The sequence below is a fragment of the Amycolatopsis sp. DG1A-15b genome (assembly GCF_030285645.1).
Lineage (GTDB): Bacteria > Actinomycetota > Actinomycetes > Mycobacteriales > Pseudonocardiaceae > Amycolatopsis.
The window spans coordinates 7,414,817-7,427,416 of record NZ_CP127296.1 but is presented as its reverse complement, the minus strand read 5'-3'; the positions used below and the strand labels follow the sequence as shown (position 1 = coordinate 7,427,416).

Annotated in this window: 14 protein-coding genes; 2 read left to right on the top strand and 12 right to left on the bottom strand. The window is 71.3% G+C overall.

Going from position 1 to position 12,600, the window contains the following annotated elements:
* Window positions 1-42 precede the first annotated feature (42 nt).
* The 6 genes from QRY02_RS34160 to QRY02_RS34135 form a co-directional block, all read right to left on the bottom strand.
* Entirely contained in the window at window positions 43-729 is a 687-nt protein-coding gene (locus tag QRY02_RS34160) for an HAD family hydrolase (protein WP_285986915.1), read from the bottom strand.
* Window positions 730-785: 56 nt separating this feature from the next.
* Complete coding sequence (locus QRY02_RS34155) at window positions 786-1,181, bottom strand: PPOX class F420-dependent oxidoreductase (protein WP_285986914.1); 396 nt, start codon at window positions 1,179-1,181, stop codon at window positions 786-788.
* 10 nt (window positions 1,182-1,191) lie between these two features.
* The gene (locus tag QRY02_RS34150) at window positions 1,192-1,587 is read right to left on the bottom strand and encodes a PPOX class F420-dependent oxidoreductase (protein WP_285986913.1); all 396 of its coding nucleotides are present in this window, start codon (window positions 1,585-1,587) and stop codon (window positions 1,192-1,194) included.
* Between the two features lie 61 nt (window positions 1,588-1,648).
* Window positions 1,649-2,116 (bottom strand): 2-C-methyl-D-erythritol 2,4-cyclodiphosphate synthase, encoded by a 468-nt coding sequence (ispF, locus tag QRY02_RS34145; protein WP_285986912.1) that lies wholly within the window; start codon window positions 2,114-2,116, stop codon window positions 1,649-1,651.
* A complete protein-coding gene (locus tag QRY02_RS34140; RefSeq protein ID WP_285986911.1) occupies window positions 2,113-2,727 on the bottom strand; it encodes an IspD/TarI family cytidylyltransferase in 615 nt (204 codons plus the stop codon). Before QRY02_RS34140 ends, ispF begins: the two co-directional genes overlap by 4 nt.
* 53 nt (window positions 2,728-2,780) lie before the next feature.
* Window positions 2,781-3,272 (bottom strand): CarD family transcriptional regulator, encoded by a 492-nt coding sequence (locus QRY02_RS34135; RefSeq protein WP_004559016.1) that lies wholly within the window; start codon window positions 3,270-3,272, stop codon window positions 2,781-2,783.
* Between the two features lie 286 nt (window positions 3,273-3,558).
* On the opposite strand from QRY02_RS34135, the gene QRY02_RS34130 reads away from it, so the two are divergent.
* Window positions 3,559-4,260 (top strand): copper chaperone PCu(A)C, encoded by a 702-nt coding sequence (locus QRY02_RS34130; RefSeq protein WP_285986910.1) that lies wholly within the window; start codon window positions 3,559-3,561, stop codon window positions 4,258-4,260.
* A 39-nt stretch (window positions 4,261-4,299) separates the two neighbouring features.
* On the top strand, window positions 4,300-5,658 hold the full coding sequence (gene radA / locus QRY02_RS34125; RefSeq protein ID WP_285986909.1) for a DNA repair protein RadA: 1,359 nt from the start codon (window positions 4,300-4,302) through the stop codon (window positions 5,656-5,658).
* Here the strand turns inward: radA and QRY02_RS34120 are convergent, their stop codons facing one another.
* The 6 genes from QRY02_RS34120 to otsB form a co-directional block, all read right to left on the bottom strand.
* Entirely contained in the window at window positions 5,659-6,762 is a 1,104-nt protein-coding gene (locus QRY02_RS34120) for a CU044_5270 family protein (RefSeq protein ID WP_285986908.1), read from the bottom strand.
* The gene (locus QRY02_RS34115) at window positions 6,755-7,348 is read right to left on the bottom strand and encodes an RNA polymerase sigma factor (RefSeq protein ID WP_103343613.1); all 594 of its coding nucleotides are present in this window, start codon (window positions 7,346-7,348) and stop codon (window positions 6,755-6,757) included. The genes QRY02_RS34120 and QRY02_RS34115 overlap by 8 nt, the downstream gene beginning before the upstream one ends.
* 87 nt (window positions 7,349-7,435) lie before the next feature.
* The gene (locus QRY02_RS34110; RefSeq protein ID WP_285993991.1) at window positions 7,436-8,710 is read right to left on the bottom strand and encodes an alpha/beta hydrolase family protein; all 1,275 of its coding nucleotides are present in this window, start codon (window positions 8,708-8,710) and stop codon (window positions 7,436-7,438) included.
* A gap of 48 nt (window positions 8,711-8,758) precedes the next feature.
* Entirely contained in the window at window positions 8,759-9,325 is a 567-nt protein-coding gene (locus QRY02_RS34105; protein ID WP_285986907.1) for a helix-turn-helix domain-containing protein, read from the bottom strand.
* A 93-nt stretch (window positions 9,326-9,418) separates the two neighbouring features.
* Window positions 9,419-9,946 carry a hypothetical protein gene (locus QRY02_RS34100; protein WP_285986906.1) on the bottom strand — a complete coding sequence of 176 codons (528 nt, stop codon included), beginning with the start codon at window positions 9,944-9,946 and terminating at the stop codon, window positions 9,419-9,421.
* A gap of 89 nt (window positions 9,947-10,035) precedes the next feature.
* Window positions 10,036-12,567, bottom strand: coding sequence for a trehalose-phosphatase (gene otsB / locus QRY02_RS34095; RefSeq protein ID WP_285986905.1), 2,532 nt, complete (start codon window positions 12,565-12,567; stop codon window positions 10,036-10,038).
* Window positions 12,568-12,600: the final 33 nt, after the last annotated feature.

The following is a 12,600-nucleotide window of genomic DNA, read 5'->3' as shown; positions in this document are numbered from 1 at the left end:
CTCGAAGGGTACGGGGTCGGGCGTGAGCGACGTCTCTGGCCCTCAAGCCACGCCGAAGCCGCGCAACGCCGTGAGCAGGGCGTCCGGCCGGTCGGCGGTCGGCAGCGGGTCGACCAGCGCGAACTCGCAGCCCAGGGCGCGGGCGCCGCCGTCGGCCTCCTCGCTGTCGCCGACCATCAGCGTCTCGGTGGCCGGCACGCCGAGTCCCTCGACGGCCTTGCGGAAGATCTCCAGCTCGGGCTTGACCGCGCCGACCTCGAAGGACAGCACGAACTCGTCGACGTAGGCGTCCCACCCGCGGGCGGTGAACGCGGGCCGGATGTCGAAGGCGATGTTGCTCAGCACGCCGACCTTCAGCCCGCGCTCGGCGGCTGCCTTCAGCGCGGCCTCGGTGTCCGGGTACGGCGTCCACTGGCTGGGATCGATCAGCCGGTTGTAGAGCGCTTCGGCCTGGTCGAAGTGCGGGACGCCGGACTTCTTGAGCACCTCGAGGTAGACCTTCCGGTGCAGCTGCGGGTCGCGGTCGCGGTGCTGCCAGGCGTGCACGTGCTCGGCGTCGAGCTCGACGACCTGCCCGACCGGGGCGGTCATCCGGCGCATCAGCTCGGCCTGCGCCTCGATGTCGAGCGGCTCGCCGTCGTGGTTCGTCAGTTCGGTGAGCCAGGACTCGTCCTGCTCGAGCCGGAACAGCGTGCCGGAGAAGTCGAACAACACCGCCCTGATCGTCATGGGTCCAGCCTAGCGAGGTCGCGGGCGCTCGAGCGGCGCCCGCGACCCGCGTCACGTCACGCCGCGTAGCCGGTGATCTTGTCGGGAACCACGCGCACGACCACGCGGACGACCTCCGGCGGTTCGGTGCGGAAGTCCTTGCCGTCGTACTTGTGCGAGAGCTCGTTGATGAGCTCCCGGCCGCCCTCATCGGTGATCTCGGCGCGGCCGCGGACCTCGACGTACTTGAGCGGGTCCTCGAGGTCGAAGACCGTCAGCGAGATCCGCGGGTCGCGCTGCATGTTCCGCTCCTTGAGCCGCCCGCGGACGGTCGCGAAGAGCACGGCGTCGCCGTCCCGCTTGGCCCAGACCACGGAGGTCTGCACCGAGCCGTCGGCGTTGATGGTGGCGACCACCGGGAAGTTCTTGCCGTCGAAGAGGGCCTTGGTGGCCTCGTTGAAAGTCACACCCATGGTCTGGACCCTATTTCACGTTGCCGGCGATTTTCTCGGCTTCGAGGCGCACGATCACCCGCTGGACGTCGGCGTCCTCGGGCGGCGGGTCCTGGGCGAGGTACTTGTGGCTCAGGGCCCGGGGGAGCGTCTTGCCCGGGTCGGGGGTGATCTTCACGGTGCCGCGCAGCTGCGTGTGCCGGTACGGGTTCTCCGCGTCGGTGATCGAGACGCTGATGCGGGGGTCGCGCCGCAGGTTGCGGACCTTCCGGCGGTCCTCGGTCGCGCTGAAGACGAGATCGCCGTCGTCGAGGCCGACCCAGACGACGGAGGTCTGGGGGCTCCCGTCGGGATCGAGGGTGGCGACGGTGGCGAAGTTCCGGCCGTCGACCAGCGCGCGGACGGCCTCCGGGAGAGTGAGGGACATATCACGCCGAACCGGCGCAGGCGGGGGGCCTATTCCGCTCCCGGTGCTCGGGACGGCGGCCCTAGTCCGCCGCGAGCAGCAACGCCGTCGCGAAGGCCGCGATGCCTTCGCCGCGCCCCGTGAGCCCCAGGCCGTCGGATGTGGTTCCGGACACGCTCACCGGGCCGCCCACCGCCTCCGACAGCACCTTCTGCGCCTCTTCGCGCCGCTTCCCGACCCGCGGGGCGTTGCCCACGATCTGGACCGTGGCGTTCCCCACCCGCCAGCCCGCCGCCTCGATCAGCGCCCGGACCTCGGCCAGCATGTCGGTGCCGTGCGCGCCGTCCATCCGGGGGTCGCCCGTGCCGAACACCGCGCCCAGGTCGCCGAGGCCCGCTGCCGACAGCAGGGCGTCACACAACGCGTGAGCTGCGACGTCGCCGTCGGAGTGGCCCGCGCAGCCGTCCGCGTCCGGCCACGACAGGCCCGCCATCCAGCACTCGCGGCCCGGTTCGACCGGGTGGACGTCGACCCCGTTGCCGATCCTCACAGCGTCTCCTCGTTCTTCGGTGCCGCCGCGATCGCCTCGGCCAGGGACAGTTCGAACTCGCTGGTGACGCGCATCGCGTCCGGGTGGCCGGGGACCGTCGCCGCGCCGGCGGGCGCGAGGTCCGGCCGGAACGCCGGGAGCGCGTAACCCACGGGCGTCTGGAGGGTGCGCAGCCGCGTCCGGTCCTCCGTGCCGACGATCAGGGACGCCGCGTCGGTCACCTTCACCGTGTCGGCCATCGGCAGCACCGGGACCACGACCGGAGCGCCGCCACGGACCGTGCTGATGACGTCACTCACCGTTTGCGCAGGAATGAAGGCCCGCAGCGCATCGTGGAGGAGTACAACTGAATCACGGGCGAGTTCGGGCTCGACGGCGGCGAAGGCCTCCGGGAGCGAGCCGGGGACGACCCGGCAGCCGAGGCCGCGAACGGCCTCGGAAAACGACGAAGCACACCGCTGGGGGGCCGCCACGAGCACCAGATCGATCTCCGGTACGTCGAGCAGCCCCCGCACGGTGTGCGTGAGTAGCGGCTCACCATGGACCGGCGTGAGAGCTGACTCTCCGTCGGAGGCATGATGTGCGACGGTCACGATCGCGACGACGTTCATCGGTACGCGATCGTAGAGGCACCCGCTCGCCCGTCGAGCGGGATGGCCCCGGGCTAGACCGTCGCGGTTTCCAGAACTTCGTCGAGGAGGACCTCAGCCTTGTCCTCGTCGGTGCCCTCCGCGAGCGCGAGCTCGCTGACCAGAATTTGCCGCGCCTTCGCCAGCATGCGCTTCTCACCGGCTGAAAGTCCGCGGTCCTTCTCTCGCCGCCAGAGGTCGCGCACCACTTCGGCCACCTTGTTCACATCGCCGGAGGCGAGCTTCTCGAGGTTGGCCTTGTACCGACGAGACCAGTTGGTGGGCTCCTCGGTGTGCGGAGCACGCAGAACGTCGAAGACCTTGTCCAGTCCTTCTTGCCCGACGACATCGCGGACGCCGACGATTTCGGCGTTGTCTGCGGGCACGCGAACCGTGAGATCCCCTTGCGCGACCTTGAGGACGAGGTACTTCTTTTCCTCGCCCTTGATCACGCGGGTCTCGATGGCTTCGATGAGTGCGGCACCGTGGTGCGGGTAGACGACGGTCTCTCCGACCTTGAAAACCATGTGTCCTCTGCCCCTTTCGCTGACTCCATCCTAGCACGGGCCGCCAGTGCCCACCTAGCGGGCCGGACTCGTCCTCGCAGGTCAGCGGCCTGGCCGGGGGTTGACAAACGTCGGACCCCCGTGCTCACGCAGGTAGCGGGGAAGCGTTTCGTCACAGGCCGGTAATTCCTTTGTGGACGGTTGATCTTGGTCGCCGTGTCCCGGCAACGCACACCCGTTCCGCGGCGGAGATCGACCCCGGCTAGTCTTCGGGGCGACGAGGCCGTGAAAAGGGAAGGACTGCGACGTGAGGCTGCAGAATCGTCGCGTGCTCGGTGCGGGCGTGCTGGCGCTCGGTGCCGCGCTCGCGCTCGCCGGGTGCGGGGCCGGCCAGATCACCCAGACCGACTCGCAGCAGCCCGCGGTCAACGGTACGCACGCCCAGGTCAAGACCATCGACCTGCGCAACGCCGCGGTCCGGTACCCGACCTCGGGCCCGGGCTACGCGGCCGGCGCGACGCCGGCGCTGACCCTGACGATCGTCAACCGGGGCGCGCAGGACGACTCGCTCGTCTCGGTGACCACCGAAGACGGCACCCAGGGCACGATCGAGGGATCCAAGACCGTCGTCGCCATGCACTCGCTGGTGATCGGCCCGGACGACGCCGCCGAGTCCACGAACGAGGTGCAGCCCACGTCCTCGGGCGCGCCGTCAGCGCCGTCCTCGTCCCCGAGCACGCCGACGTCGGGCGGCACGCCGACCGGCAGCAGCTCGGCCTCCAACAGCCCGGGCAACCTCACCGCCACGGCCACTTCCGAGGTCCCGTCGTCCGGTCCGGCCGCGACGCCGACCGCGCCGGAGAAGGTCGGCCAGGCCACCGTGACGCTGCCCGCGCTGAAGCAGCCGCTCTGGCCCGGCCAGGTCATCAAGGTCACCTTCGTCTTCAAGAACGCCGGACCGGTCACGGTCGAGCTGCCGGTCGCGGCGCCGGCGCACGTCAAGGAGTAGGTCCCCGGTTTTGTCGGTGGTCGCCGCTAGCCTCGCGGGGTGAAGAAGGGGACCACCTACCGCTGCGGCAGCTGCGGTTACGAAGCGGCCAAGTGGCTGGGCCGGTGTCCGGAGTGCCAGGAATGGGGCTCGTTCGAGGAACGCGGGGCACCGGTCAAGCCGGCGATCCAGCGCGTCGCGGCCGGGGCGCCGAGCGCGCCCGCACGGCCGATCGGCGAGGTCGACGTCGAAGCGGCGCGAGCGCGCCGCACCGGTGTCCCGGAGCTCGACCGGGTGCTCGGCGGCGGCCTGGTGCCCGGCGCGGTGGTGCTGCTCGCGGGTGAGCCGGGTGTCGGCAAGTCGACCCTGCTGCTCGAAGTCGCCTACCAGTGGGCGAAGACGGTCGACCGGTCCCTCTACGTCACCGGCGAGGAGTCCGCGGGGCAGGTCCGGTTGCGCGCCGAGCGAACGGGCAACGTCGACGACCGGATGTACCTGGCCGCCGAGAGCGACCTTTCCGCCATCCTCGGGCACGTCGACGACGTCAAGCCCGGAATGCTGATCGTCGACTCGGTGCAGACCATGGCGTCCCCGCAGGTCGACGGCTCACCCGGCGGCGTGACGCAGGTCCGCGCGGTGACGTCCGGGCTGGTCGCGCTGGCCAAGGAGCGCGGGCTGCCGGTGGTGCTGGTGGGGCACGTCACGAAGGACGGTTCGGTGGCCGGCCCGCGCGTGCTGGAGCACCTGGTGGACGTCGTGCTGCAGTTCGAGGGCGACAAGCACTCGACGCTCCGGATGCTCCGCGGCATCAAGAACCGGTTCGGCGCGTCCGACGAGATCGGCTGCTTCGAGTTGCAGGAAGAAGGCATCGTCGGGGTGCCGGACCCGTCGGGGCTGTTCATGAGCCACACGGCCGAGCCGGTGTCCGGTACGGCGATCACCGTATCGATGGAGGGCAAGCGGCCGCTGCTGGGCGAGGTCCAGGCGCTGGTGTCGGCCACGGCGGCGCCCCAGCCGCGGCGCGCGGTCAGCGGCCTCGACTCCGCGCGGGTGGCGATGGTCCTGGCGGTGCTGGAGAAGCGCGGCGGGCTGAAGCTCGGCGACAAGGACGTCTACGCGGCCACGGTCGGCGGCATGAAGATCACTGAACCGGGCATCGACCTGGCCCTGGTGCTGGCGTTGACGTCGAGTTTCGGAGACGTCGCCCTTTCGCCGCGGCTGGTCTCGGTGGGCGAGGTCGGGCTGGCCGGGGAGATCCGGCGGGTGCCGAGCGTGGGCCGCCGCCTGGCGGAGGCGGCGCGGCTCGGGTTCACGCACGCGCTGGTCCCGCCGGACTCGGGCAAGCCGCCCGCCGGGATCCGGGTGCTGGAGGTGGCGAACGTCGCGGACGCGCTGAACGCGGCCGGCCACGCGCGCTGATCACCCCGAGGTCCGCGTGATGGCGTAGGAGTAGGACGTGTCCGGGGCCTCAGGCCGGTTCGGCGTGAGGGGGAACTCGGTCGTCGTGGTGTTCGGCACGGCCTCGGACCTCGGCGGTGCCGGGGTCGTGCTCTTCGGTACCTCGTTCCTGGTGGTGGTCGTCATGGCGGGCGACGTGTCCGCGGCCAGCAGCCGCGCGGTCGCGGGGTCGAGGAACAGCCGCAGGCCGGTGTCCTTGGCCAGGTAGACGGTGGCCGGCCGGTTGTCCGGGGTCGTCCGGTGGGGGACGACGGCGATACCGGGGACTTCGGCGAGCGCTTCGGCGAGCGCGGACCGGACGTCCGGCGGGAGCAGGCCGACCCCCAGCGCGCTGCGGACCATGCCGAGCGACTCCGTGGCGGTGTGCGCCCGGCTTTTCCCGGGATCGGCGATGTCGATCGTGTCGAACTGCAGCCGCTTGCGCAGCTTTTGCCGGTCGTGCACGAGCGAGGCGACGAACGCGGCGTCCGGGCTCAGCCAGTTCACGAACGGCGTGTTCCAGAACGGCTTGTTCTGTCCCGAGAAATCGGGGTGGCCGGGGAACACCCCGCTCGGGCCGTACTCGTCGACGGGGCCGGGCAGCGGTTCGGTCCGGCCGTCCACCCAGTGGCCCGTCAGCGTCGTGCGCCGGTGCCACAAGCCGGTCGGATCGGCCGGGATCCAGAGCTCGATCCGCCGCTGGACCTTGGCCGCGATCCCGTTGCTGGTCTGCGTCACCCAGGCGCGCATCTCCGTGTAGTGGAACTCGCCGGGCGCGAGCGGCCGGTCGAGGTCGGGGAGCGCGGCGGCCGGGCGGGACATTTCCGGCGGCTCCGGCGTCCACAGGGCAGCGGCGACGCCGAGCCCGCCGACCAGGGTGACGACGGCCGCGGCCACCGCGAGCCACCGCCACGCCCCGCTCCGGCGCGGCCCGGCGGGCGGCGCCTCCTCGACACCGGCCGCGGCGAGCAGGGACGCGCGGGCGAAGGCGAGGTCGTCGCCGGAGCCGGCGTCGCTGTTCAAGTCGGCGAGCGCCGCGTCGAGTTCGGCTTCGGACCAGATCTTCCGGACGTTGTCTTCACGCAAGGTCCTGCACCTCCTCTTGGGCCGGGGCGTTCGTCCTGAGCCAGCGTCTGATCCGGTGCAACCGCGACCGGACCGTACCCGGCGGGATACCGAGGGCCTCGGCGACCTCGCCCGGCTCCAGCCCGGCCCACGACACGAGCAGCAGCGTGTCGCGATCGGCCGGGCTGAGCCGGGCCAGTGCGCCGGCCAGCTGCGCGGCACGCACCTGGGCGTCGACCTGCTCGGCGACGCGGCCGTCGTGGTTCGCGTGGCTGACTTCGCCGGTCCGGGCGAGCCGGGCGGTGGCCTGCAGCCCGCGCAGTTCGGACCGCACGTGGTGGCGCAGCAGGTTGGTGGCGATGCCGTAGAGCCACGACCGGGCGGTGCCCAGCTCGGGCCGGTAGGTCTCGCGCCGCCGCAACGCGACCAGGAAGGTCTCGGCGACGAGGTCGTTCGCCGGTTCGGCCCCGACGCGGCGCGCGAGGTACCGCCGCAGCTGCGCGGCGTGGGCGTCGAAGAGCCGCCCGAACGCCGGCCCGGGCTCGGGTCCGCCCAGGTCCGGGCGGTCGGGCCCCCAGCGCTCCGAGCCCTCGTGGATCACCTGCATGCCCCCAGTTGCCCGCAGGCTTCGGCAGCGTTCACGGGTGCGCCTACTTTCGTCGTGATCCGGGCGGGGACGGCCGCCGTTGCCGTCCTAGACGCCCAGCAGGCCCCAATAGACCGCCCACGGGACGAACACCACGCCGCCGGTCAGGAGGACGCCGAGACGGAGGCCGCGGTTGCGCCACCACGCCACCGCCGTGCCGATGGTGGCGGCCACCGCGCCCAGCGACAGCAGCTGCAGCGCCAGCCACGGCAACGGGCGGCCGGCGACGACCGGGCCCAGTCCCTTGCCCATCGACAGCTGGATCAGCACGTCGACGGCCAGGAAACCGAGCACCGCGAGCAGCCCGGTCGCCGACAGCCAGCGCGCCGGCCGCGCCGCGGGACCGCGCCGGACCAGCGGGTACCAGGCGAACGCCACCAGCAGGAACACCAGCACGGCGAGCTGCAGCCACGTCGGCTCGTACCAGGCGAGCGGCGTCACCGCCGCACTCGGCCGGTCCTGCGCCGGCGGTGCGTCGGCCGTCGACGCGGTGGGCGGGTTGTTCACCCAGCTGCCCACCAGTTCGAGGTAGCCGGGCGCGTACCCGGGCAGCTTGTCGAAGCCGTCCGTGGTCCGGCGCAGCTGGTGCTGCGCGTCCGGGAAGACCCGCAACGTGTGGTGCGCCAACGACTCCTGGAAGATCCGGACCGCTTCGCCGGGCGGTGTCAGGATGTCCTTCGCGCCCCATATCCCGAGCACCGGCTGCCGCAGGCTCTTCAGCACCGGCACCGGGTCGTAGTGCGCCTCCGGGAACACCCCGCCGCCGGCGAGCTGGCGCAGCATCGTCGACGACGCCATCCGCACGAGCGAACCCGCCATTCCCAGCTGCCGCAACTGGTTCTCGACCGCCCACGACTGCTGCCGCGACGGCTCGACCCCGTTCGCGCCCAGCGTCACGACGAACGCGACGTCCGACGAACGCGAAGCCGCCAATGGTGCCACCCAGCCGCCTTCGCTCAGCCCCCACACGCCGACCCGCGCCGGATCGACGTCGGACCGCTTGCGCAGCACGGAAACCGCGGCCAGCGCGTCGTCCGCGAGGGTCGAGTACGAGCGTTCGAACTGCGAATAGCCGGCGGTGCGCTTGTCGTAGATGAGTGTCGCGATGCCTTGCCGGGCAAAGGCTTCCGCCTGTTCGCGGTAGTCGTCCCGGCTGTGCGCCCCCGAGCCGTGGACCATCACCAGGCCCGGCAGTTCCGTCCCGCCGGGCGGAGCGACGACGGTGCCGTGCAAGGTCACCCCGCCGTTCTGGAACGTCACGTCTTCGTTGGTCACGGAAGCCGCCGACGCCGGTGGCGCCGACGCCGTGACCGCCAGGATCACCCCGGCCAGTAGAACCCCTCTTCGCATGGAAAACCCCCTGGTGTCATGTCATTCCCCTGGATCCGGGAACGCGAGCCAGCGCACGAGCACGCGCCGCGCTTCCGGTGACCGGTCGTCTTCGGTTCGCCAGTACCGGCGGAACAGCTCCATGTAGTCCTGCCAGAGCTGCTGCACTTCCTCTTCGGTGAGCCACGTGGCACCGCGCGCGAAGAGCAGCGCGTCCGGCCAGCCGCCGGGCAGCTGCTCGCGCTTTTCCGCGAACCGGTTGAGCTTTTCGAGGTCGTCCTCGAACCCCTGCCGCTGCATGTCGTCGAACAGCATCCGGGTTTCGGCGCTCTGCTCGCTGCGGCGCGGCCAACGGATGTCCCGCGGCCGGGTCCGCCACCACCGTTCCTTGCCACGCGCGAGCTCCGGGACGTCCTCGACGAACCCGAACCTGGCCAGCTCCCGCAGGTGGTAGCTGGTCGCGCCGGTGTTCTCGCCCAGCGCTCGGGCGAGTTTCGTGGCTGTCGCCGGGCCGGCCGACAAGACGCCGAGGATCCGGCGGCGCAGCGGGTGCGTGACGGCCTTGAGGGCGTCCGGGTCGAGCTCTTCCGGTGGTGGAGCGCTGGTCATGGCTTCACTGTAGCCGTGCAAAGAAGATTGTGCAAAGAAATCTCTGTAAGTCTGGGCAGACCGGTGCCACGCACGGAAGTGTCTACAGTGGACTTACCAGATCGGGTGGTCGCTGTACTTCCTGAGCGTTTGCACGGACGGCCGCACGTAGAGCACCCCGGCCAGGAACCCCATGGTGGCGAAGGTGAGCGTCGAGAACGTCGTCAGCAGGTCGGGCGCCCGCAGTTCCGGGGTGTCACGCCACACCCGGAAGACGATCGGCACCGCGAAGGCGCCCAGGATCAGCACCAGCGTCAGGACGTAGGTGAACAGCAGCGCACTGCGGGTCGCGTCGGCGCTGGCCACCACGAGGTAGTCGCCGCGGAGGCAGCGGCGGCACGTCAGCACCAGCACCGCGATCGCCAGCACGCCCAGCGGCGGCAGCGCCGTGGCGGCCTTGCCGAGCAGCGTGTCCGGGAACGCGTGGCCGTGCACGATGCCCTGCAGGTAGGTCGTCAGCCCGAACAGCAGCACCATGCCGGCGATCATCGAGCAGCCGACGACCACCGACCCCCAGCGCACCCGATCGGCGAAGCGGGGCGGCAGCGGCACGAACTCGACCTGCCCGAACGTCCCCTGCACCCGTCTCACCTCCAGAACGCACTGAAGGCCACCATAAGGGCACTGGGTGCCGTCATGGTGGCCTTCAGGGACCTTTCGGACCGAAAGGGCTAACTCGCCGCCAGCAAGTTGGCGCACCGGATGAGCCCGATGTGGGAATAGGCCTGCGGATGATTGCCCAGCGACCGTTCCGCGATCGGGTCGTACTGCTCCGGCAGCAGGCCGGTCGGGCCGGCCGCCGCGACGATCTGGTCGAACAGCTCCTGCGCCTCGGTGCGCCGCCCGGTGAGCAGGTACGCCTCGATCAGCCACGCCGCGCAGATGTGGAAGCCGCCCTCGCCGCCCGGCAGGCCGTCGTCGCGGCGGTAACGGTACACAGTGGACCCACTGCGCAGCTCCGCCTCGATCGCGGTCACCGTCTGCTGGAACCGCTCGTCGGCCGGGTCGATCAGCCCGGTGAGCCCGACGAACAGCGAGGCCGCGTCGAGGTCCGTGCCGTCGTAGGCCGTGGTGAAGGCCTGGACCTCGTCGTTCCAGCCGTGCGTGAGGACGTCGTGCTTGATCTCCTCGCGCAGGCCGTGCCAGTTGCCCGGGATCTCGCGGCCGTACTGCTCGCCCAGCTTGATCGCGCGGTCGATGGTCACCCAGCACATGACCCGCGAGTAGACCCGGTGGCGCGGCACGTGCCGCTCCTCCCAGATCCCGTGGTCCGGCTCGTTCCAGCGCCGCGTCACGGCCTCCGCCATCGCGCGCACCATCTGCCAGTCCTCGTCGCGCAGCTCGTGGCGCGCCGCCGCGAGTGTCTGCACGAGCTCGACGACCGGGCCGAAGACGTCCAGCTGCACCTGGTGGTTCGCGAGGTTGCCGACGCGAACCGGGCGCGAACCCGCATATCCGGGCAGGGACTCGATGACCGCTTCGGCGCCGATGACGCTGCCGGCGAGGGTGTACAGCGGGTGCAGGCGCTCCGGGCCGGCCAGCGTGGCGAGCACGCCGTGCAGCCAGCGCAGGTAGCCCTCGGCCTCCTCGAGCGAGCCCAGGTGCACGAGCTCCCGCACGGTCATCGCGGCGTCGCGGATCCAGCAGTAGCGGTAGTCCCAGTTGCGGACGCCGCCGATCTCCTCCGGCAGCGACGACGTCGCCGCCGCCAGCACGCCGCCGGTGTCGGTGTTGACCAGGCCGCGCAGCGTCAGCGCGGACCGCAGCACCAGGTCGGTCTGCACCTTGGGCAGCTGCAGCTTCGACGTCCACTCGCTCCAGTAGCGGCCCGCGCGGTCCCGGCGTTCCACTTCGGACAGTTCGTGCGGGCCGAGGTCCGTGGTGCCGCAGCGCAGCTCCAGCACGACCGGCTGGGTCGGCGTCGGCTGCACCAGCGCGGACGCGGTGTCGTGCAGGCCGTCGGAGGTGATGGTCCACTCGACGCCCGGCGAGTACAGCACGAACGGCTCCGACGTGCCGAGCACCCGCACGCCGCCCTCGGTGACCTCCAGCTTCACCGGCACGCCGCCGAACTCGGGCCGCGGCGCGAACTTGACGCTCGCCGCCGCTTCGCCGGAGATCACCCGCACGAGGTCCGTCCGGTGCGGCGCGCTCTCCGGCTCGATGTAGTCGGTGACGAGCAGGCGCGACCAGCGCGTCTCGACCGTCATCGTGTTCGGCAGGTAGCGCTGGCCGAGCGGAAGGCCGTTGCGGTGCGGCTTGATGGAGAAGTGGCCGGCCCCCTCGCCGCCGAGCAGGTCGGCGAACACCGCGGGCGCGTCCGGCCCGGGGTGGCACAGCCAGGTCAGCTTGGCGTCCGGCGTGAGCAACGCGACCGAGCGTTCGTTGGCCAGCATCGACAACCGCTCGATCGGCGGGGCCGATTCGCCGTACAGCCAGTTTCGGCGCTCTTCGAGGAGGAAGCCGAGCACGAGCGCGACGTCCACGGTGTCGGGCACGCGGAACGCGGCGAGGGTCTCACCGTCGCCGACCTTGATGCCGAGGTCCGGGCCGGACAGGCGGGCGAAGGCCTTCTCGTCGGTGACGTCGTCGCCGAGGAAGATCGCCGCCGTGGCGCCGACCTGGTGGCGGAGGATGTCCAGTGCGCGGCCTTTGTCCGTTTGGACGACCGCCAGCTCGACCACCTCCTTGCCGTCGGTGGTCGAGACGCCGTCCCACGTGGATGGTCCGGAGTGGACGGCCGCGAGCACGCGGCGGCCCGCCTCGTGCTCGGCGCGGCGGACGTGCACCGCGATGCTCGCCGGCTTGACCTCCAGTGACACGCCCGGGACGTCGAGCACGAGTTGTTCGAGCTCGGTCTCCAGCCGCCGGTGCAGCTCCCGCGCCTTGTCGTCGAGGGCGTGGATGAAGCCGATGTCGAACTCCGAGCCGTGGCTGCCGACGAGGTTCACCTCGGCCGGCAGCCGGGAGAGCGTGGCCAGATCACGCAGCGCACGGCCGGAGATGACCGCCGTGGTGGTCTCGTGCAGACCGGCGAGCGATCTGAGGGCCCCGACGGACTCCGGCAGCGGGCGTGCCTCGTCCGGGTTGAGCGTGATGGGTGCCAGCGTGCCGTCGTAATCGCAGGCGACCAGCAGACGCGGAGTACGGGCGATCTGGACGATCGCGCGCCGCAACTCGGCGGGCAGGGCCTCGGCAGTCAACACTCCTCCTCAGGAGCTCGTGCATGGTCGGGA

What these genes read in the sequence shown, in the direction of transcription:
- QRY02_RS34160 (WP_285986915.1), bottom strand. Translation starts at nt 729, where the DNA reads ATGACGATCAGGGCGGTGTTGTTCGACTTCTCCGGCACGCTGTTCCGG.
- QRY02_RS34155 (WP_285986914.1), bottom strand. Translation starts at nt 1,181, where the DNA reads ATGGGTGTGACTTTCAACGAGGCCACCAAGGCCCTCTTCGACGGCAAG.
- QRY02_RS34150 (WP_285986913.1), bottom strand. Translation starts at nt 1,587, where the DNA reads ATGTCCCTCACTCTCCCGGAGGCCGTCCGCGCGCTGGTCGACGGCCGG.
- QRY02_RS34140 (WP_285986911.1), bottom strand. Translation starts at nt 2,727, where the DNA reads ATGAACGTCGTCGCGATCGTGACCGTCGCACATCATGCCTCCGACGGA.
- QRY02_RS34135 (WP_004559016.1), bottom strand. Translation starts at nt 3,272, where the DNA reads ATGGTTTTCAAGGTCGGAGAGACCGTCGTCTACCCGCACCACGGTGCC.
- QRY02_RS34115 (WP_103343613.1), bottom strand. Translation starts at nt 7,348, where the DNA reads ATGCAGGTGATCCACGAGGGCTCGGAGCGCTGGGGGCCCGACCGCCCG.
- QRY02_RS34105 (WP_285986907.1), bottom strand. Translation starts at nt 9,325, where the DNA reads ATGACCAGCGCTCCACCACCGGAAGAGCTCGACCCGGACGCCCTCAAG.